The 18,611-nt window shown below is 68.5% G+C and carries 24 protein-coding genes; 8 read left to right on the forward strand and 16 right to left on the reverse strand.

Annotated features, from left to right (window positions below):
- Positions 1–15: 15 nt before the first annotated feature.
- Together AC1RJ9_RS18780 and AC1RJ9_RS18785 are read left to right on the forward strand one after the other, a co-directional pair.
- Entirely contained in the window at positions 16–279 is a 264-nt protein-coding gene (locus tag AC1RJ9_RS18780; protein WP_099504214.1) for a DksA/TraR family C4-type zinc finger protein, read from the forward strand.
- 57 nt (positions 280–336) lie between these two features.
- Positions 337–1,599 (forward strand): DUF6880 family protein, encoded by a 1,263-nt coding sequence (locus AC1RJ9_RS18785; RefSeq protein ID WP_492838739.1) that lies wholly within the window; start codon positions 337–339, stop codon positions 1,597–1,599.
- A gap of 38 nt (positions 1,600–1,637) precedes the next feature.
- Here the strand turns inward: AC1RJ9_RS18785 and AC1RJ9_RS18790 are convergent, their stop codons facing one another.
- The 3 genes from AC1RJ9_RS18790 to AC1RJ9_RS18800 are packed head-to-tail and all read right to left on the reverse strand — an operon-like array spanning position 1,638 to position 2,648.
- Positions 1,638–2,018: a hypothetical protein gene (locus AC1RJ9_RS18790; protein ID WP_492838738.1), complete on the reverse strand. Its 381-nt coding sequence runs from the start codon at positions 2,016–2,018 to the stop codon at positions 1,638–1,640.
- A gap of 57 nt (positions 2,019–2,075) precedes the next feature.
- Positions 2,076–2,270: a KTSC domain-containing protein gene (locus AC1RJ9_RS18795; protein ID WP_099582566.1), complete on the reverse strand. Its 195-nt coding sequence runs from the start codon at positions 2,268–2,270 to the stop codon at positions 2,076–2,078.
- A 9-nt stretch (positions 2,271–2,279) separates the two neighbouring features.
- The gene (locus AC1RJ9_RS18800) at positions 2,280–2,648 is read right to left on the reverse strand and encodes a hypothetical protein (RefSeq protein WP_492838737.1); all 369 of its coding nucleotides are present in this window, start codon (positions 2,646–2,648) and stop codon (positions 2,280–2,282) included.
- A gap of 143 nt (positions 2,649–2,791) precedes the next feature.
- Between AC1RJ9_RS18800 and AC1RJ9_RS18805 the strand changes: the two genes are divergently transcribed.
- Complete coding sequence (locus AC1RJ9_RS18805; protein WP_099582564.1) at positions 2,792–3,154, forward strand: CZB domain-containing protein; 363 nt, start codon at positions 2,792–2,794, stop codon at positions 3,152–3,154.
- Between the two features lie 6 nt (positions 3,155–3,160).
- Here AC1RJ9_RS18805 and AC1RJ9_RS18810 read toward each other — a convergent pair whose 3' ends face one another.
- The 3 genes from AC1RJ9_RS18810 to AC1RJ9_RS18820 all read right to left on the reverse strand — a co-directional run bounded on the left by AC1RJ9_RS18810 (position 3,161) and on the right by AC1RJ9_RS18820 (position 4,365).
- Entirely contained in the window at positions 3,161–3,412 is a 252-nt protein-coding gene (locus AC1RJ9_RS18810) for a hypothetical protein (RefSeq protein WP_492838736.1), read from the reverse strand.
- 73 nt (positions 3,413–3,485) lie between these two features.
- The gene (locus tag AC1RJ9_RS18815) at positions 3,486–3,746 is read right to left on the reverse strand and encodes a hypothetical protein (RefSeq protein ID WP_099582562.1); all 261 of its coding nucleotides are present in this window, start codon (positions 3,744–3,746) and stop codon (positions 3,486–3,488) included.
- A gap of 10 nt (positions 3,747–3,756) precedes the next feature.
- Entirely contained in the window at positions 3,757–4,365 is a 609-nt protein-coding gene (locus AC1RJ9_RS18820; RefSeq protein WP_492838734.1) for an Hsp20 family protein, read from the reverse strand.
- Positions 4,366–4,805: 440 nt separating this feature from the next.
- Between AC1RJ9_RS18820 and AC1RJ9_RS18825 the strand changes: the two genes are divergently transcribed.
- From AC1RJ9_RS18825 to AC1RJ9_RS18835, 3 genes are read left to right on the forward strand one after another with little or no spacing between them, the layout of a single operon-like run.
- Positions 4,806–4,991: a helix-hairpin-helix domain-containing protein gene (locus AC1RJ9_RS18825; protein WP_492838733.1), complete on the forward strand. Its 186-nt coding sequence runs from the start codon at positions 4,806–4,808 to the stop codon at positions 4,989–4,991.
- Positions 4,982–5,428: an OB-fold nucleic acid binding domain-containing protein gene (locus AC1RJ9_RS18830; protein ID WP_492838732.1), complete on the forward strand. Its 447-nt coding sequence runs from the start codon at positions 4,982–4,984 to the stop codon at positions 5,426–5,428. Before AC1RJ9_RS18825 ends, AC1RJ9_RS18830 begins: the two co-directional genes overlap by 10 nt.
- Positions 5,429–5,433: 5 nt before the next feature.
- Positions 5,434–5,817, forward strand: a complete 384-nt coding sequence (locus AC1RJ9_RS18835) for a 2OG-Fe(II) oxygenase family protein (protein ID WP_492838730.1) — start codon at positions 5,434–5,436, stop codon at positions 5,815–5,817.
- A 244-nt stretch (positions 5,818–6,061) separates the two neighbouring features.
- Here the strand turns inward: AC1RJ9_RS18835 and AC1RJ9_RS18840 are convergent, their stop codons facing one another.
- The 4 genes from AC1RJ9_RS18840 to AC1RJ9_RS18855 form a co-directional block, all read right to left on the reverse strand.
- Positions 6,062–7,123: a nucleotidyl transferase AbiEii/AbiGii toxin family protein gene (locus tag AC1RJ9_RS18840; protein ID WP_492838729.1), complete on the reverse strand. Its 1,062-nt coding sequence runs from the start codon at positions 7,121–7,123 to the stop codon at positions 6,062–6,064.
- Entirely contained in the window at positions 7,120–7,752 is a 633-nt protein-coding gene (locus tag AC1RJ9_RS18845) for a DUF6088 family protein (RefSeq protein WP_199170751.1), read from the reverse strand. Before AC1RJ9_RS18845 ends, AC1RJ9_RS18840 begins: the two co-directional genes overlap by 4 nt.
- 108 nt (positions 7,753–7,860) lie before the next feature.
- Positions 7,861–8,763 (reverse strand): P-type conjugative transfer ATPase TrbB, encoded by a 903-nt coding sequence (trbB, locus tag AC1RJ9_RS18850; RefSeq protein ID WP_492838822.1) that lies wholly within the window; start codon positions 8,761–8,763, stop codon positions 7,861–7,863.
- Between the two features lie 59 nt (positions 8,764–8,822).
- Positions 8,823–10,742 (reverse strand): type IV secretory system conjugative DNA transfer family protein, encoded by a 1,920-nt coding sequence (locus tag AC1RJ9_RS18855; protein WP_492838728.1) that lies wholly within the window; start codon positions 10,740–10,742, stop codon positions 8,823–8,825.
- 119 nt (positions 10,743–10,861) lie between these two features.
- Between AC1RJ9_RS18855 and AC1RJ9_RS18860 the strand changes: the two genes are divergently transcribed.
- Entirely contained in the window at positions 10,862–11,869 is a 1,008-nt protein-coding gene (locus AC1RJ9_RS18860) for a restriction endonuclease (RefSeq protein ID WP_492086094.1), read from the forward strand.
- An 8-nt stretch (positions 11,870–11,877) separates the two neighbouring features.
- Here AC1RJ9_RS18860 and mobQ read toward each other — a convergent pair whose 3' ends face one another.
- The gene (mobQ, locus tag AC1RJ9_RS18865) at positions 11,878–13,377 is read right to left on the reverse strand and encodes a MobQ family relaxase (protein ID WP_492086093.1); all 1,500 of its coding nucleotides are present in this window, start codon (positions 13,375–13,377) and stop codon (positions 11,878–11,880) included.
- A 238-nt stretch (positions 13,378–13,615) separates the two neighbouring features.
- Here mobQ and AC1RJ9_RS18870 point away from each other — a divergent pair, with 238 nt between their 5' ends.
- Positions 13,616–14,179, forward strand: coding sequence for a hypothetical protein (locus AC1RJ9_RS18870; protein WP_492086092.1), 564 nt, complete (start codon positions 13,616–13,618; stop codon positions 14,177–14,179).
- Between the two features lie 10 nt (positions 14,180–14,189).
- On the opposite strand, the gene AC1RJ9_RS18875 is transcribed toward AC1RJ9_RS18870, so the two are convergent.
- The 5 genes from AC1RJ9_RS18875 to AC1RJ9_RS18895 all read right to left on the reverse strand — a co-directional run bounded on the left by AC1RJ9_RS18875 (position 14,190) and on the right by AC1RJ9_RS18895 (position 18,507).
- A complete protein-coding gene (locus tag AC1RJ9_RS18875) occupies positions 14,190–14,531 on the reverse strand; it encodes a hypothetical protein (RefSeq protein ID WP_492086091.1) in 342 nt (113 codons plus the stop codon).
- 371 nt (positions 14,532–14,902) lie between these two features.
- Positions 14,903–15,136 carry a hypothetical protein gene (locus AC1RJ9_RS18880; RefSeq protein WP_492086090.1) on the reverse strand — a complete coding sequence of 78 codons (234 nt, stop codon included), beginning with the start codon at positions 15,134–15,136 and terminating at the stop codon, positions 14,903–14,905.
- Between the two features lie 272 nt (positions 15,137–15,408).
- A complete protein-coding gene (locus AC1RJ9_RS18885) occupies positions 15,409–16,152 on the reverse strand; it encodes a cell wall hydrolase (RefSeq protein WP_492086089.1) in 744 nt (247 codons plus the stop codon).
- 20 nt (positions 16,153–16,172) lie between these two features.
- The gene (locus AC1RJ9_RS18890; protein WP_492086088.1) at positions 16,173–16,694 is read right to left on the reverse strand and encodes a S26 family signal peptidase; all 522 of its coding nucleotides are present in this window, start codon (positions 16,692–16,694) and stop codon (positions 16,173–16,175) included.
- Positions 16,695–17,538: 844 nt separating this feature from the next.
- On the reverse strand, positions 17,539–18,507 hold the full coding sequence (locus AC1RJ9_RS18895) for a replication initiator protein A (protein WP_492086087.1): 969 nt from the start codon (positions 18,505–18,507) through the stop codon (positions 17,539–17,541).
- Positions 18,508–18,611: the final 104 nt, after the last annotated feature.

Below are 18,611 nucleotides of genomic sequence, written 5' to 3' on the forward strand. Positions count from 1 at the left end.
AGGATTTCGACGACCATGGCGACCGGTTGGACGCATGCCGACGGCGTACTTGACCAGATTACCGACACGATCACCGACGGCGTCCTGTCGGCGCGCGCGCGTCTGCCGTCCGGCGACGGCGCGGCGTTCTGCGACGAGTGCGGTGAACCGATCCCCGAGGCGCGGCGCAAGGCCCTGCCCGGGGCGCGCACCTGCGTGGAGTGCCAATCAGGACGCGACGCTCGTGTGGTGTTCAGCGCCATCAACCGTCGGGGCAGCAAGGACAGCCAGCTGCGGTAGGCGCTGAACGGCGCGCTAGCGCGGGCGTTATCCCGCCATGCCGCGCACCTCGCCACAATGAAGAAGCCGTCCGCCGCCAGCCTCAAGAAGGTCACGCCTGAGAACCTCATCGGTCTTGGGGCCGAGCGCCTGGCCGGAATCCTGGCCGAGGTGGCCGAGACGCGCGTCGACCTCAAGCGCCGGCTGCGCATGGAGCTGGCCGCCGATCTTGGTCCCGAACACCTCGTTCCCGAGATCGACAAGCGGCTGCAGGCTTTCGAGACCAGCAAGGGCCAGATCACCTGGCGCCAGAAGCCGGCCTTCATCCGCGACCTCGACGCCCTGCGCGCGCTGATCGTCCGTCTGGCGCGCGGCGAATCCGACGCCGCCGCCGAACGCTTGTGGCGTTTCCTAGCCGCCGAGCCCCAGGTCGGACGCCGCCTTCGCGAGCGCGAGGACGCCGTGGAGGCCGTCTACCTTCGGGCGGCCGCCGACCTTGGCCACCTGTTGGCTCTGCGCGATCCCCAACTGACCGCCAACGCCCTGGTCGAAGCCGCCGCGGCCCGCCCCCAGGGCTGGGCCCGATGGCTGCCCGCCGCTCTCGAACCGGTGCTACCCGCCACAGCCGCCTTGGCGCTCGTCGAGGCCCTGGCCCTGGCCCTGAAGGTCAGTGCGCCGGGCTGGTCCTTGGTCCTGCGCCATCTCGCCGACGCCGCCGGCGACATCGAGGCGGTCAAGTCGACCTATAGTCCCGCCGCCCTGAAGACCCCGGCGGTCGCGGTCCAGATCGCCCGACGCCATCTCGCGGTCGGCGAGCTCGACGACGCCGGGGAGGCGTTGCGCCAAGCCGCGCCCAAGCCGGGCCTTCTGGGTCGGCTCCCTGCGCCGGACTTCGACTGGGAGACCGCCTGGATCGACTATCTTCAGGCCGCCGGCCAAGCCGAAGCCGCCCAGGCGATCCGCTGGGCCTCGTTTCAGAGAACCCTCGACATCGGTCGGGCCAAGGCCTTCGCCGGGGCGCTCGACGATTTCGACGACGTGGCGGCCGAAGCCCAGGCCTTTGATTACGCCGCCCAGCACGCCGACTTCGAGCAGGTCCTGGACTTTCTGATGCAATGGCCTGCCTTGGCCGAGGCCAGCCGCATGATCCTGAGCCGGCCCGACGACATCAAGGTCGACGCCGAAAAGGCCGAGCTTTGGGCGGGCAAGCTGCGCCGTCGTTTTCCGGTCGCCGCGCATCAGTTGCTGCGCCGAGCGGCGACGGCGGCGTTCAAGCGCCGCGAGTTTAAGACGTCTGAACGCCTGGCCCAGGAAGCCGACTCCATCGACCTGCCCGCCTGACCGCATCGGCGGCGAGCCTCGTTGGGCGCCCTCGGGTGCTAGGCGCAGGGGGCTTCGTCAAGGCGCATCGCCACCAGGAAGGCTTCGAGCAGCGGCTTGGCCAAGGTCTCGAACCGGCCGACCGCCGGCATCGGCACGCGAGCGATCAGGCCGCCGGGAAACTTCGCGACCGCCCCGCCGGTCAGGGCCACGACGAGCTGCAGTTGGTCGCGCGCGTCACGCAGATGGTCAGGCGCGCCGACCGCCGCCACAACGGCCTCGTTGGGCAGCTTCAGTTCATAGGTCACGACTTGGCGGGTGGCCGCCGCATAGCTCTCGAAACGCTCGCGACGGGCGGCGATCTCGAACTGCAGGATCTGCGCGGCCGACGGGGTGTCTTCCGCTGCGGACTCGACGGGTCGCGTCGCTGGTTTGGCCATGGCTTGGATATTGGGGATGATCTTCGCTCAAGCGACGGCGGCGGTTCGTCGCGGGCGCTACAGCGCGCTATGGGCGAAGCGGTCGCGGATGTTCTTGTTGAAGTATTCGACCTTGGCGAACGCCAAGCGCAGGCCTTCGGCCACGTCCTTGGGCGCATCGGCATAGGCGTAGGCGCGACCGCTGACGAAGATGATCGTCAGGGTCGCGCCCGCCGGATCGTAGATGTAGCTTTTGATCAGAGCTGACGGCATGAGCGCGCCTTAGGTCTTTTGGCGGTCGCCCTTGTCGCCCTGGCCGGGACCGGCGTCATGGGTCGAGTGGCGCCGCTGGTCCGCCGCAGAGGACTTACCCACGTCCACTTCTTCGCTGAAGTGGCCCTGGTTGTCGCGGCGCACGTAGCGCTTGTCACCGGGGGTGGGTTCGATCAGTTCGCGTTTGGGCATGCAAAAATCTCCCTGCTTAAAAATCGAATCCGCAGCGACGCGATTCTGTTCCGCGAGCGGCGTCCAGACACGCGCGAAGGCTCGCGCCTTTCTTCCGATCGGACGGAACGTCCGGGCGTGCGGGCGCATCTCCTGGTATCTGGAGAGCTTGGCCTTGGGATCATCCTTGGAGTTGGTCGTGGCCATGGCGTCTCCTTTGCCAACCTTAACGGCCAGGCGGTGCGGCTGATCCCGCCGCTAATTCTGTGGACAAGCGACCGCTGAAAACCGGGCGGAAACCATCACGTGCGATAACCGAGGGGTATCGGATTGAGCCGAGAGGTTTGGTCATGGATTTTCAGGAACACGCAAAGCAACACAGTCAAATCCGCGATGCGCTCGTCGCGGCCATTGCCGAGCGCCAAGCGATCGATCCCGCGACTTTGCGATCGGATCGTCTTTGCCCGAGCGGGTGCTGGCTGCATGGCGAAGGCGCCCGGCGCTGGGCCGGCAACCACGCCTTCCTGGGACTGATCGAGGCGCATCGCGCCTTCCACCACGAGGCCGCGGGGGTCGCCGACCTGATCAGCCGCGGCCAATGGGTCGAGGCGCAAAGATCGCTTCGCAACGGATCGCCGTTTGCGCTGGCGCTCGGCGACCTGACCGCCGCCCTGCGCCGAATGCGTGCGGCGGCCACGTCGGTGGCCGCCTAGACCAGGCTAGGCCCGCAGCGCCACGGGCATCGTGGGTTCGGCCAGATAGGCTGGAAAGAGGAAACGTCCAGCGCGTTCGCCGTTGCCCAGGCGGATTTCCAAAACCACCGGCTCGCCCGCGTCGGACAATCGGTGACAAAGGTCACGCGCGGCCTGCTCGGCGCGGGCGCCGGTAGCGAATTCCAGGGGGCCGTCGTCGAAATCGCCGTGAACGATCCAGCCGTCTCCCGACGGCGCGACAAAGACAAAGCAAGGCATGGCTACAACGCAGAAACAGTAGAATGACGAAGTGGCGGCCGGTCCTCCGCCGGCCGGCCGACCACTCCTACGCTTAGGAGAACGTGTCGCGGTCCAGGCGCCTCAGCGCTGAGAGGACTTCGCTGAGCGGCACCGGCCCGGGCGTCCCCAAAAGCCATCTCTGGCTAGGCCGATGTTCCACCGCACTGGCGTCCGAGGCCCAGGCCGCCAAGATCTCGCGCTTTTCAGCGGGATCGAGGTCCTGGTCCTTGAGCACCTCCAAAGGATGGAGAAAGCCGACAGCGGGCCGCACAGGCCATGGACGCGCCCGATCGTTCCAAATGTCCGTGCGCATGGCCCGTCTCCTAGGCGGCCTTCCGCGTCTTCGCGGGCTCGAGAGGCAGCGCGCGTAGGTCCGCGCCCACGGCAATGCGAATCTGCCTGGGCTTCAGAGCTTCGGGCACCTCGCGTGCGAGGTCGATCGACAAGACGCCATGGGCGTGGGTCGCGTCCTTGACGATCACGTAGTCGGCCAGCTCGAACCGGCGCTCGAAGGCGCGCTGGGCCAAGCCTTGGTGGAGGAATGTTCGCGCGCCCTGACCCTCGCTCGCCGCCTTCTGTCCTCGGATCACCAAGAGATTAGGCTCGGTCGTGATCTCCAGATCCGCTGGCGCGAAACCGGCGACCGCCAGCGAGATGCGATAGGCGTCCTCGCCCGTCCTTTCGATATCGTACGGCGGATAGGACGTGCTGGCGCCGGTGCGCAGCGCGGTCTCGACCAGATCGACCATCCGGTCGACGCCGATCATCGAGCTATAGAGGGGGGTAAAATCAAACGCGGTGCTCATTTCCATCTCCTCGAAAGCAAGTTGGACATGAGGGGCGCTGAGCGAAGCGCCAAGCACCCCACGCGCCGGGCCCTGTCGGCGCCCGGCAAGCAAGCGATGAATTAGGTCGACCTCGAAATGCGTCAAGATGTTCGCGCTTGGAAAAAATACTCGGATGTCGTCCTAACCTCGCGTGGTCCTTCCGTCGCGGACCACCCCGGGGGGAACGCCACGCGTCAAGCGCTTGAAGCTCCCGCAGGTTTTCTCCGTTTCCACCCGCCAGGGTCGAGCGTAAGGCTTGAAGCGTGAAGCGATGCTCGCTTCTGCCCTTCCTGGGCGTTTCCTCCCTATGACTGGCCCGGCGTGTGAACGCCGGGCCTTCTTTTTGGCGCGCGGCGCCGCCTGCCAGCGCCTCGCATGTCAAAAGCGGTCACAGCTTCAGCTTGGCGAAAATTTTCCGAGTCGCCTCAAACCCTTGGCGGCGTTGGGTCAGGCCTTGGCGCGCGCGTGGGTCGCACCCCTGGGCTGATTGACCCTCGCGCTGGGACTGCACGCTCAAACCGATCGGCGAAACGGGCCGTCTGGCCGTGCGCCTGGGCCTGCGCCGCATCAGTGGCCTGCGGGAGGAAGACGCCGCCCGCCTCGTTCTGGCCCGGGGCGAGGAGCCTTATCGGTCGGTCGAGGACGTCTGGCGCCGCCCGGGCCTGGTCCCGGCGCGCTCGATCACCTGGCCAAGGCCGACGCTTTCGGCCCCGAACTCAACGTGGCCCTGAAGGCCATGACCGAGGGCCGGGAGATCATCGAGGACTACAGCCACGTCGGCCTGACCCTGCGCCGCCAGCCGCTGGCCCTGCTGCGCGAGGACCTCTCCGCCCTCAAGCGCGTCCCCTGTCGCGCGGCGGACACGGCCTGGGACGGCCAGTACGTCCAGACCGCCGGCCTGGTGCTGGTTCGCCAGATGCCCGGCGCCGCCAAGGGCGTGATGTTCATGACCATCGAGGACGAGACCGGCGTGGCCAATCTGGTGATCTGGAAGACCCTCTACGAGAAGCAGCGTCCCATCGCGCTCGGCGCCCACCTGATCGGGGTAGACGGTCGCATCCAACGCGAGGGCGAGGTGGTCCACCTGGTCGCCTACAAGCTCCACGACCTGCGCGACGTGCTCAGCGGCCTGGAAAGCCGCGCCAACGATCCGGGCGACATGGCCTAGGCCAAATGCTCGCGCAATTTCTGCTGAGGAAGCCGATGGACGCCCAGCCCCGCCTGTTCGACCTGCCCCTGGCACCCAGGAAATCCCTGCCCGAAGGGTTCCGCTATCAGGAGAACCTGGTGAGCCCGCAGGAGCAGCGCGACCTGGTCGCCAGCGTCCAGGGCCTGCCGTTCAAGCCCTATGAGCACCTGGGCTATTTCGGCAATCGCCGCATCGCCGGCTTCGGCTGGCGCCAGGACGAGGCGGGCATGATGGTCGAGACCAGCGAGCCGATCCCCGCCCTTTTGAAGCCCCTGATGGAAAGGGTGGCCGCTCTCACCGGCCTGGCCGCCGAGAGCTTCCGCCACGCCCTGGTCACCGAGTACTCGCCCGGCGCCGACATAGGCTGACACCGCGACCGTCCGCGGGCCGTGGCCGTCGCCGGCGTCTCGCTGCTGTCGCCCTGCAACTTCCGCCCGCGTCGCAGGGCCGGGGCCGGCTGGGAGCGCGCCTCGATCATCGCCGCGCCGCGCTCGGCTATCTGATGAGCGGCCCCTCGCGCAGCGACTGGCAGCACTCCATCCCCGACGTCGAGGCCCTGCGCTACTCGGTGACCTTCCGAACCGTCCGCGGCTGAACCGCGCCCATCCCCGGCTAGGTCGCGGCCGGCGCGTTCAGCATTGCCTCCAGCCGCGTGACGCTGGACAGCACCGCCTCGAAGTCGGGAACAGCGCCAAAGATCATGCCGCTCATCGCCGCGTAGTCGCGCGCCAGCCTGACAATCATGTCGTCGTGCGGCGCCAGGGCGAAGCTCCCCGGCTGAGCCGAGGCCAGGTCGGCGTCGGGGCGGTTGAAGAACAGGCGCGCGTGGGCCACGCAGTCGGCGCCCAGGGCTTGGGCGCCCAGGGCGCCCCGGGCCGCCGGGCTCTCCATCAGCCGATGGATGTCGTAGTAGTGGCGCGAGACCCGCTGGCCCTCGCCCCGCAACACGCCCTTGGCGTCGAAGGCCCGCCGCAAGCCGTGCAGGATCACCACCTTGTCCCAGAAGGTGCGTTCCGGATCGACCGTGACGACGCCGGCCACGGCCAGATCCGCGCCCGGCAGATCTTCGTCCGCATAGGGTCTGATGGTCCTGGGCTGGTGCGGATCCAGGGCCGACTTGGCCCCGCTCTCGATCTTGACCAGCTTGTGAACATAAGGGTCGTCGGCCGTCACGGCCGGGTAGCGCAGAAGCAGGCTCTGGCCATCCTGGTCGTCCAGGTCGATGTCGACGGCGAAGGCTCCGGCGTCCAGGCCGTTGCACGCGGCGCAGGCGACCGTCAGTGCGACAAGACGCTCGCGCAGTTCGCCCTGGATATAGTCGGCGCACCGGGCCCGCAGCGCCTCGAGCCAACGCTTGCGCTCATTGGAGCCCATGGCCTGCAGTTGGGCGATGGTGGTCGTCGAGTCCAGGTCCGCCCGGAACACCGTCACGTCGATGTCCTCGGAGAAGCGGCTGATCAGCCCAAACCCCTTGGAGAGCGAGGTGCCGCCCTTGAACAGCAGGCGCGGCTCGGCGGGCAGGCCGTTGAACAGGGCGTCCAGGGTCCAGCAGACCCAGAAGTCCTTCTCGATGTTCGAGGGCGTGGAGCCCAGCCGCTGGGCCGTGGTGTTGAACAGGCCAAGGCGCGTTTCGGCGTCGGCGCCGATGACCTGATCGAAGGCTGGATTCATCATGGCGCCGGCGCCTGGGCCAACTCATCGGCGATGTGCGGGCGGATCAGGTCCTGCATCCAGCTGGGCAGGGCGGCGAATCCGTCGGCCAGGTCCCGGCGCAGCGCCGGCCCCGTCTTGGGATCGGCGAGCAGATTGCCCACCCGCCGCGCGTAGTCCTGGCCGACGTCGTCCTGGCCAAGCGTGTCGCGCAGCCAGTGCAGCGCCTGGACCAGGCGCATGGCTGGCCGGCCGGCCCAATAGAGCTTGCTGGCCGCGGTCGGCCGGAAGGTGATGGCCATCTGGCCAAGCTTTATCGACCGCAGCCGCGCGTCGGCATGGACCACGATCTTGGCCGGCACGGCGTTGGTGAAGCCCAGGTCGTTGGCCGCCGTCATGCCGTCGATCAGCAGCCGGATGTGGTCGCGGCGGGCCACCGCGTCGATCACGGCGGCCGGGTCGGGCGGACTCAGCTGCTGGGTCAGGCTGTTGAGCTTGGGTTTGTCGTAGAGTCCCCGGTCGATCCGGCGCAGCACGCCCTGCGCCAGCCGGCGTTGCAGCGCCTTGTCCACAGCGTCGCGACCGCCGAGGTCGGTGAAGTCCGACGGCGTCCACACCTGGCGGCCGGCCGCCTTGGCGATCCGGTCGTCCATGGTAGAGGTCAGTTGTGATCGGCCGCTGGTCATGTCCGAAATGTGTAGACAAATTTCGGACATTGGCAACCCACAGAGCGTCCGAAATTTGTATACAAGTTTCGGACGTCATTGCGCGATGGGCGTCAGGCGGTAATCGCCGTCAATCCAGCCCTCGACCCGAACGAGGCTCTCCAGACACCGGCCGGCCGGCGCGCGACGGATGAACGCCACCAGGTTGACGGCCTGGCCGATCGCCCGATGGGGCACACGCGGCGCGACCTCGCCGATCAGGTCTTCCAGGCGGCTGAGCGCCTCTCGCGCGCTGTTGGCGTGAAGCGTGGCCAGGCCGCCGGGATGCCCGGTGTTCCAGGCCTTGAGCATGTCGAGCGCGCTGCCGTCGCGGACCTCGCCGATGATGATGCGGTCCGGGCGCAGGCGCAGCGCGGCTCGAACCAGATCGGCCATGGTCACCGCCGGCTCCGTGCGCTTGGTCACCAGGGCGATCTGATCCTTGGCCGAGCACTGCAGTTCAGGCGTGTCCTCGGCGATCAGCACCCGATCGGCGGCGAAGGCGGGCTCGGCCAGAACCGCATTGGCCAGGGTGGTCTTGCCGCTGCCCGTGCCCCCGGCGATCAGGATGTTGTCGCGGCCCTTGGCGGCCGCGCGCAGCGCTTGGGCCTGCGCGTCGGTCATGACGCCCGTCTTCACATAGTCGTCGAGGGTGAAGATCACCTCCGGCCGCTTTCGGATGGTGAAGGCCGGCGCGGTCGACACCGGCATGAACACGCCCTGAAAGCGCTCGCCTGACCTGGGCAGGGTGGCGCTGACCAAGGGCTGGTCACGGGTGACCACCTCGCCCACATGGTCGGCCACCAGCCGCAGGATCCGCTCGGCGTCGGCCGGCGCCATGCGCTCCCCGCTGAAGACCCGGCCCTGGCCGATCCGCTCGACCCAGATCGCGCCGTCTGGATTGACCATCACCTCTACCACCGAAGCCTCGGCCAGGGCGGCGGCGATCACCGGTCCCATGGCTTGGCGCAGGGCGCTGTGCTTGCGGTCGAGCGCTTCCTGGGACGAAGACGTCACGCCTAGTCCTCCTCGTTGTAGACGAGGTCGAGGATGCTGAGCCCGTCCGCGCAGGCGAGAGTCATGGCGACATCGGTGCCGCGCATGGGCGGGGCGTATTCCTCGATGGCGCGCACGCTCAGCCAGTCGATTGGGGGCTTTCCTGGAACGTCCAGGGTCTCGGGCGTCTGGACGAACCCGGCCTTTTCTCCGTGAAAAAAGTCGCGGCAGTGGACCGAGAACAACGGTTCTTCCCAGAAGCGGATCTTGTCGGCCAGGAAGGGCTTGGCGTTGTTGACGAACAGGAACTGCTTGCCGCCCGGCAGGGCCCGCACATCCTGCTCGGCCAGAACATAACGTTCCACCTCGGCCTGGTTGCGGCTGCGGTGTCCCTTGGCGAACATCAGTCTTGGATCGCTGAAGCTCTCGCGCATTTCCAGGGACCGCCCCGCCCGCTTGATGATCCGCTCGATGCTGGTCGGCTCCGAAGTCGCGAAGGCGGCGGTGATGTGGCAGTTGTCGAAGATCGAGGTGTGCACGCCGTAGTGCTTGAACACGTCGTTAAACGACTGGCAGATCAGGTGGGCGGTGACGCCGTAGCCGGCCATCTCGCCCAGGGCGTTCTCCAGGAACGGCAAAGCGCCCAGCTTTGGGAACTCGTCCAGCATCATCAGCAGCCGGTGGCGCTTCTTGCGGCCGCGGCTGTCGGCGTCGATGGTCTCCATCAGACTGTTGAGGCTCTGGCGCAGCATCACCCGCACCAGGAACGCCAGGCGGTCGGCGTGGGCCTGGGGCGTGATCAGGTAGAAGCTGACGGGCGCCGGCGCGCAGACCAGATCGCCGATGCAGAAGTCCGACCACGACGTGGCGTGCGAGACCAGGGGATCGGCCCACAAGGCCAGCGACTTCTGCGCCGTGGCCAGGACGCTGGAGCGCACCCGGGGCTCCATGCTGCGAAACGCCGTCGCCCCCAGCCAGACCTCCGGATGCACCTCGGCGATCGGCTCGCCGTCGGGGTCGCGCGCCAGGCCGTCGGCGGCGCGTGGGTCGGGGCGCCAGCGATGCTTGGTTCCCAGCATGGCGTCCAAGGTTGCGTTGATGTCGATCAGCAGCCTTCGAACGTAGGTCAGGTTCTTCAGCTCGTCGGGCGCGGTGTAGAGCGCGTGAAGGATCACGCCGGTGAAGAAGTTGGCCGCGCTCTGGTCGAAGAAGTCGAGATTGCCCTGCTTGAGGCCGATGGGATCGACGAGAATCCCGACGATGTTCTGGATGTCGGCGATCTCCATGGGCCCCTTGCGGACCTCGAAGAGCGGATTCCAGCGGGCTGTGTTGGGGTCGGTGGGGGCGAAATAGAAGGTGTGGGAGAACTTGCGGCGATGATCGGCGGTGATGTGCCAAAGCTCGCCCTTGCGGTCGTAGGTGAACTGGCTCTCGCCCCAGGCCGTCTCGGTCGTCACCACGTGGCCCGCGCCCTTCCCCGAACGTGAAGCGCCCACCAGGATGCAATGCTCTACGCCGGTGAAGGTCAGGAGCTTGCCCTTCAGCCGTCCCAGCACCCGGCCGGTAAGCCGCTCGCCATTGAGCAGGCCCGCGGCCCTGGCTTCCGCGACGCCGCCCCAGGCGGCCGCGCCGAACGGCTTGGGCCTGGCGACGAACCGCCGCGTCAACCCGGCGATGAGCAGGATCGGCCAGACGAAGACGCAGAGCCCGACGAGGGCGGCCTGGTCGAAGGCCTGCGGGTACCGCGCAGCCCAACGCCCGTACCAGGACAGGATCGACCACGGCGCATAGATCCTGATCGGACCAAGTTCGCCCCACCCCGCCCCGAACGGTCTGGGATAGGCGAAGAGATGGCCCGCCGTCTGGGTCGCGGCCCAAAGCCCGATCAACGCCAGCAACAGGCTTAGAGGCGCGAGCCAGCGGGCCTTGGCGGACATGGTCATGCGGCCAGCAGAACCTACGGGGCGCGGCGGGCCAATTCCGCATTTCTCCGGGGTCGGGGTGCTTGCGCCAACCGGTTCCTGGCCCGCTAAGGTCCGGAGGCGGCGCGCAGGAGACCTCGATGGGCGGCATCTGGATGAACAACCACGACCTGGCCGACAGCCTGGCCGAAGTCGTCGGCTTCAAGGCCGGCCTGGCGCTCTCGCGCGCCCGGACCGCCGCGATGCTCAAGGCGTACGACGCCAAACTGGCCGAGCGGCTTCTGTGGCCCGACGCGCGCATGATGCGCGTGGAGTCGACGACCTATCAGGAGGCGGCCACCTATCTGCTCTACAAGGTCGGATACGTGGCCACCCCGACGGTCCTGCCGCCGGTGGGCGGGGTCTATCATCGGTACAAGGCCGATCCTGTCCGCGGCAAGCTCACCGCCCCGATCGGCGAGATGCTGGTGGAATGGATGGACGCGGCCCTGTCCGCGCCGGCCCCAGCCAGCGGCCTGGACCCGACCCCGTTCATGAAGCGCGCGGCCGAGACGTTCGGCGCGCCCGGGCTCGACGTCGCCATGGCCTACCTGCGCGGGATCGACGCCAGTCAGCAGGTGGATCCCTGGACGAGCATCCGCCGCACCGACTGGGCCGATACGCGCCAGCTGGAGGACCTGTTCAAGAGCGAAAACCTGGACACGCTGTACGGCAAGTTCTTCGACCAGCGCTTCATCGACTATATCGCCCGCAACTTCGACGAGGAGATCGACGACGTCCATTGGCGCCAGTTCGAGGCGCTGACCGCCGAGCACTTCGAGAAGCAGGGCTTTCGCGCCGAGCTCGGGCCAGGCCGCAACGACGACGGCATCGACGTCCGCGTCTTCCCCAAGGACGACAATCCGAGCCTTCCGCCTCTGATCATCGTCCAATGCAAGCGTGAGAAACGAAAGATCGGCAAGACCCTGCTCAAGTCAGTCTATGCCGACGTGCTCTGGGAGAAGGCCGGCTCCGGCCTGATCGTCACGACTACCGAGCTGTCGCCAGGAACCGACGACATGCGCCAGGCGCGCGCCTATCCGGTCGAGGCGATCGATCGCGGCAAACTGCGCGACTGGGTGCTGGCCATGCGAACGGCGCCGACCTAAGGCGCTGCTCAGCGATCGGGCCCAATCCCCGGGATCTTGCCCTGGACCAGCGCCATCACCTTGCCCAGCGCCCGCTCCTGGGCGAGCGGCGCGTGCGCCTTGACGACATCGACCACGCGGCGATCAACCTCGCGCACCGCCTGCCCCCCCCCCAGGTCCATGCGGGTCGGCGCGACCATCTGGTCGTGGCCCAATTCCCGGGCGACCAGCAGCTTGACCCGGGTGCGCGCGACCGCCTCGATACGCCGGTCGGCGCGCTTGATCTTCCGTTCCAGGGTGCGCGCCTCACGCCGCGCATCGGCCGCGGCGTGCTTGGCCGGATCCAGGCGCGAGGCGACATAGGCGCGGCCGGCCGGGCTGCGCAGCCAGTTTTCCCGAACCGCCAGCTCGACCTCGGCGCGGCGCTGAACCGCCCTGGCGCGATCCAGGGCGTTGAGTTCGGCGTGCGCGGCCCAGATCATGCGAGCCGGGTTGCGGATCCAGCGAAGGAGCGTCTGACGCTGCGCCCGGCCCCGTTCGATCCGTTCCTGAGTCCAGTCCAGACGCCGCGAGGCCGTCGCGCGCCGGGCGAGCGCATCGCCTAGAACCTCGGCCACGACCGCGCGACCGCTCGGGACCTCCACCGGCGACGAGGCCCGAGCATGCTCGCGGGCCCAGCCCTCCCGCTCGCGGATCATGGTCTGATGGATGGTTTCAAATTCGCGGATCACCGCGTCGATCGGATAGGCCTGCCGCGGCCGGCCGGCGGCGAGCCTGTCCTCGAGGTCGCGGATCTGGGCGGGCCGCTGCCCCCGCTCCTGGTTGCGCGTCCGAATCCTTCGGTTGATGTCGCCCCGGTCGGAGCCCTCGCCGCGACGTTCCATCCCGGAGGCCGCCGGGCCCAGATGGATGGTCGGCTCGGCGTCATGACCCTGGTCGCCCAGGCTGTGGCTGGTCACCTGCGGGGCCTCGGGACCCAGATGCTGGCGCAGATGCAGGTTCTGAATCTGCTCCCATTCCAGACGAAGGGCCTTCACCGCGTCGGGGTTGTCCCATTCGCGCGCCTTGAAGCCGAAGCCGTCGGGGCCCACGCGCCGGGTCGTCACCAGGATATGGGCGTGATGATTGCGCTCGTCGCCGTGCGCGTCCGGATAGTGGATTCCATAGTCGGCGATCATGCCCCGACCGACCAGGCTTTCGCTGACGAAGGCCCTGACCAGCGCATGACGTTGCGCGTCCGTCAGCTCGTGCGGCAGCGAGATCAGGACCTCGCGCGCCGTTCGCGAGTCGGCCCGCCGATCGGCCGCCTCGGCGGCGTTCCACAGACTTTCGCGCTCCAGCAAGGCCGCCGGCGCGTCGTCTGGCGCCATCACCCCCGTGAACGCCACCCCGCCCTTGCCGGTGTAGTCGAAGACCATCTCCAGGCGCTCGTCGAGGAGCCTGGCGGCGGCGCGATAGGCCGCGGCGGCCACGGCCGAACGGCCGTCGCTGCGTTTGATCGCCTTCACCTCCAGCCGGTACTGGGCCACCCGATCATGCTCCCGCCAAGGGCGCGGAGCGCCCCGACAACTCCCGCGCAGCGGGCCGGATCGCTAAGGGGCTGGCCCCTTGGCACGACGCCCGTCGAGACCCGCGATCGGGTCCGGAGACGGGCCGCCGGGTTTCCCGGCCGCAGGCATTGCACTGCAATGCATAACTGCGCCCTTGTCACTAATGACGAGATAGGGTTACGCTCCTTGCGTCCCTAGTGCAAGCCGCCGCCGTCCCATGACCCCAGCCCTCAAGCCGAGAAGAGCGCGCCGTCGCCCGCCCGAGTCCGAGGCCGCCAGAGCGCGCCGTCTTCACAACCTCGCCGTCCAGTTGGCCGACCGCGAACATCGCGCCAAGACCGCGTTGGCCAATCTGTCAGGCGGCCTGCCGCGCCATCGGGGCCATGTGACGCGGCTTGACCAGATCGAGGACGACGAGCGCCGGCTGACGGTCTGGAAGGCGCGGGTCGAGCGCCTGGAGGCGCTTCTCGACCAGACCGAGCGCAAGCGCGAGACCCGCGCCAAAATCGTGCTGGGCGGCGCTCTGCTGGCCGAGGCGCGGGCCGATGGCGACGGCCAGGGCGCGGCGCTGATGGCGCGTCTGATCGACGTGCTCGACCGGCGGGTCAGCCGCCCCCGCGACCGCAAGGCCTTGGCCGACACCCTGGGCTTGGCGATCCACGCCCTGCCGGGTGGGACGCCGCCGCCGCTTCCCGATTTCGACGCCCTGACCAGGGCCGTGCTCGACGGCGACGCGGCTTCGCCGACGGGTCCGGCCCGCGGGCGCAAAAAAGGGGGCTGACGCCCCCGTCTCAGCCAAGGCCCTCCTCCGCCGCCCAGCGGTGATACATCCGCTCCAGGGCCTCGTCGCATTCGATCCTCAGCTGCTCTCCGCTCTTGCCGGTCGGCCGGAAGTCCACCCCCAGGTGGTCGATCGCGATGTGGTCGAAGGTGATCACGCAGTCCATGTCCGGTGTCGCGACCGCCGCCGCGTGCATCGCCAGGGCCTGGCTGCGACGGTCGCTCCAGCGGCGGATGAACCCGCCGGTCGTCAGCCTCAGGTAACAGCTGTACCGCGGCTGGCCCGAAGCGATGTGGCCCTCGGCCAGGTCACGGTCGAGCCAGCTCAGATGCGACAACGTCGAATAGGTCATGGGACGATCTCCGGATCGACGCTCCCTTCGAGCGCCTTTGTCCCTCACGGCATGTCGGGCCCCGGCCCGTCACCGAAGCCGGCGCCCGCGCCGGCGTAGGGGAACCCGCGCAGCGGGTTGACGGGCTGGGTGACATGACAAACTTGGAAGAGGCGCCCCCAGGCTCAGTAGCCGAAGCCGCGCCGTCGCCAGTCGACGGCGACGAGCGCCGTCAAGGCGCTCGCCAGCGAGGCGGGCCCTCCGCCGGACGCGCGCCGACCGGGACCGGCCGCGCAGCGTCGGCCCGGGGAGGCAAGCGAGCGGAGCCCATCCGTTGGGGTGCACTCGCCGCAGGCTGCGTCCCGGAGGGCTCGCGTCAAGGATTGGGGGCGCTAGGCCCCCTCCCCTTTCCGGAGTTTCGCGACGACGGCCTGGCAGGCGGCGAGATAGAGGCCCGCCACGAGCGCCATCGCCAGGCCGCAGCCGCAGACGCCCGTCAGCGCGGCCCCTGTGGTCCGTCCGAGAAACAAAGAGGCGACGAGCCCGAGCAGGGCCACGAAGCCGATGGCCACCGACAGCTTCAGGCCGACGGCCACGATGAGGATTTCGATGCGCGAGAAAGTCATGGTCTTGGACTCCAGACGACGCTCCCAGCGAGCGCCTGGCCCCGCCGCGCCCGTCGGGTCCCGGCCTGTCACCGCCGGGCGCGCCTCGCGCGCCCCAGGGGAACCCGCGCCAGCGGGTTGACGGGCTGGGTGACGGGCGAGCTTGGCGAAGGGCGCCGCGAGATCCGGTGGCCATCACAACCGGCGGAAAAAGCCGTCGACCAGGTCCCGATCGGTCGGTCCTCGCGCCGCGAGCGCTCAGGGACCGTCAGCGGCCAAGGCCTGCCCCCGGCTCAGCGCGGGGGCGGCTGGGTTCGCGCGGGGTCCTCGACGATCCGACCGTCCGGCAGCACGAAGAGGCCGCGCGCTCCAGGGTGAAGCGCCGCGTCGGACGGCCCCGAACCGGCCACATCCGCCGCCCCGATGCTTTGGCTCTCGTTCGGGAAAATCGACCCGCCCGCCTGGGGGACCCTGTCGGTCGGCGGCGCGGCGGCGGCGGGCGCTTGGCCGACATAGAACGCGTGGTCGCCGATCACCACGCTGGGCGTGGCCCCACCGAAATTGACCAGGCGCGCCGACACGGTCCCCGCGGCGGCGCGCGCGGCGACGATCCGGGGGTTCTGGAAGTAGAGCGCCCCGCCGGTCAGATCGGGCAGACGCCCCTCCAGGGCGAGGTTCAGGATGGTGTCGATCCGGGCGCGTTCCGACGGCCGCGCCGCCGGCAACCCCCGCCAGTCGCCGCCCGCGCGCGTCACCGGCTCGAATTGGCGGCGGGCGTTGACCACCTGGTCGACGCTGTCGCCCCAGGCCCGCGAGGCCAGGCGATTGAGGATCGTATGGATCACGGCGGCTAGGCCGCTGTCACCCTGCCCCGCGGCCTCGGCCAGGGTCACCCGAGCGATGGCGTCACGCGCGCCGGGCGCCTCGACGAGGACGCGCAGACGGCCAAGATCGCTCCCAACCGACGAGGCGGCTTGCTGGGCCCACCCAAGGTCCGGCGCGGCCGCCAGGACGGCCCCCTCGACAAGCAGCCTCATGATCCTGGCCCCAGGGTGCGTCATGAGGCGCTCGGCGGCCCAGGAGGGGCCAGCAAGGGCGTATAGACCGCCAGGATGTCGCCGCGCCGCACTGGACCGTAGTAGCGACTGTCGAAGCTGTTAGGGATGCGGGTGGAGAGGACGAAGTATTCCCCCTCGCCAAGCCTACGGCATCCGCTCCATCCCGGCAGCGTCCGGCCCTGGCGGTCGGCGCGCGCGATCCGCGCCACGGGATGGCCTTTAATGGCCAGAACGTGGCGCTCGGCGCAGACCTGATCGCCCTGCCCGGCCCGGATGGTCTTGAGGATGCTGGTGCGCGCGCGCGCGGGCAGGGCCTCTCCGACATAGGGCCAAGCCGCCGCCGGCGGCCGAAAGGCGATGATCGTCCCCACGGCCGGCGCGTCCGAGGATCGCAGGTAGAGGCCCGTCGGTTCGCTAGGCGTGTCGTTGAAGAGGATGAGCGGCGCGGGCTGCAGCGCCTGGGCCAGGGCCACGGGCGTGGGGATCAAGCCGAGCATGGCGATGCGAAGGCCCCGATGCATGGGTCCAGACTTTCACGTCGCCGCCGGACGCCGCAATTCCCGAGAACTATAGGGTTGCTCGCCGGCGTCGGGACGGTGGGTGTTCCCCCGCGCCTCACTGTCTTCTCCAAGCGGGGGGATCAGGGCCGTCTTTTTGGCCCTGTTTCTCCCGGCGGCGCCTCAGCTGCGCCGTTAGAGATATTGTTATGGAAGAAGTTAGATAAGTTAAGGGGCTCCCGGGGGCCAAGTTCGTGTTTGCTTACAACGACTTATGAGAAGCCCGGGTGTGCGATAGACCGTCACTGGGTGTCTGATCCCCCGAGAGTGCGGTGGGCGTTCCCCCGGACCTTGGGTGTGTGATCCCCCGCAGCTGTCCACAGCTAGAGCAAGCGTCTCGGCGGTGTGTGATCCCCCGAAGGTCGCGGAATCTTCTCCGGTGGGCGAAACCCCGAAAGTCGTGATCGTTTTTCGATGCGGGAGCCCGGATTGTCGGGGTTTTGGACACCTCGGACGCTCGGCGGTGTGTGAAACCCCGAAGCGCGGGCCCACCCTGCCCTGTTGGCGGCCTGGCGGTGTGTGAAACCCCGACGCTCGGCGCCCCCGGCGGTGTGTGAAACCCCGATGGGCGGAGTGGCGGCCGGTGGGCGAAACCCCGAAGGACCTCCCGATCGGCTCGAAAGGGAGAAAGGGACTCCAAAATCGCCCTCAGGCTCGGATTTTAACCGGCTATTTACCAATTTGGCGGGCGCCGGGCGCGACTCCGGTGGGTGAAACCCCGTCACTGGAAGGGTTCGATACACTTTAAAGCGTTCAGGCAAGAGTTTGATTTCAAAAGGAATCGGCGAGCACGGTGTGTGATAGTCCGTTAGGCGTCGCCGGACTTCACGCGCCGCTTGGCCCACGGGTCGACCAGACCATCCACCTCGTCGGCGCGGCGATCCTCCCGCTCCCGGCGGCGCCGCGCGGCGTCCTCGGCCTCCAGCTCGGCCTGCACCTGGACCCGTTCAACGACCGATCGCCGGATGAACCGGACCGCCTGGGAGCCGTCGCCGGCCGTCGTGTAGGCCATGTCGTATTCGGGCAGATCGTTGGCCTCGACGATCTTGCGCAGCATGCGCGCGAACTCCTTGGGCGCGCTGTCGGATCCGCTCTTCTCGTGCAGCAGGCTGACGCGGCAGGTCCAGCCGTCGTCCTGGTCGCCCGCGTGCTTGCGCGCGATGCGGTAGATGATGCGCTCGAGCCCGCCGGAGATCTGGAAATAGTCCGGATGCATGGTCAGGACCGACTTCTCGGTCATGATCCCTTCCCAGACCCAGTTGGACAGCACGATGCGAAGCGCGACCGGCTTGTCGTGTTCGTCGGTTTCCACCCGCCACTCGTCGAGCCAGCTGAACCGGGCTTCACGACCCTTCTTCGGGCCCCGGATGGTCGTGCTGATCGAGGTGGTCGCGAGCCGATCAAGCGCGGCCTTCAGGTCGGCATAGCCCTTGCCGCCGGTATCGCGTTGGATCGTGCGCAGCAGATCGTAGGCGGTGACGCGCAGCGTGCGCGGCACGTCGTTCTTGCCATCGGCCTTCATCCGGTTGAGCGCGCTCGCCGCCCAGATCAGGACGTCGGCGTCCCAGATCGTGGCCATGCCATAGGCCGGCATCGCCTCGACCTTCACCGTGACCTCGCCATCCTGGCTGGCGTACTCGATCGGCTTAAGGCGCTTGCGCTTCTGCAGCGAGAAGAACGGCCGCTCCATCGTCTCGCGCTGATCCTTCAGCGAGAGATCCCGCATCAGCGGGATGAAGAGGTCGAACTGGTTGTTGCGGTCCTTGGGGGCCGTCATGCGCCCTGCCCTACTCTCACGATCATCTGGCGTACCGCGATTCGTCCCCGTGACGCCGCGCGCGCGATGGCCGCAGGCCTTTCGCCGCAACCACCCAAGTCACC

The organism is Caulobacter sp. GW822-FHT07D08 (genome assembly GCF_058798735.1).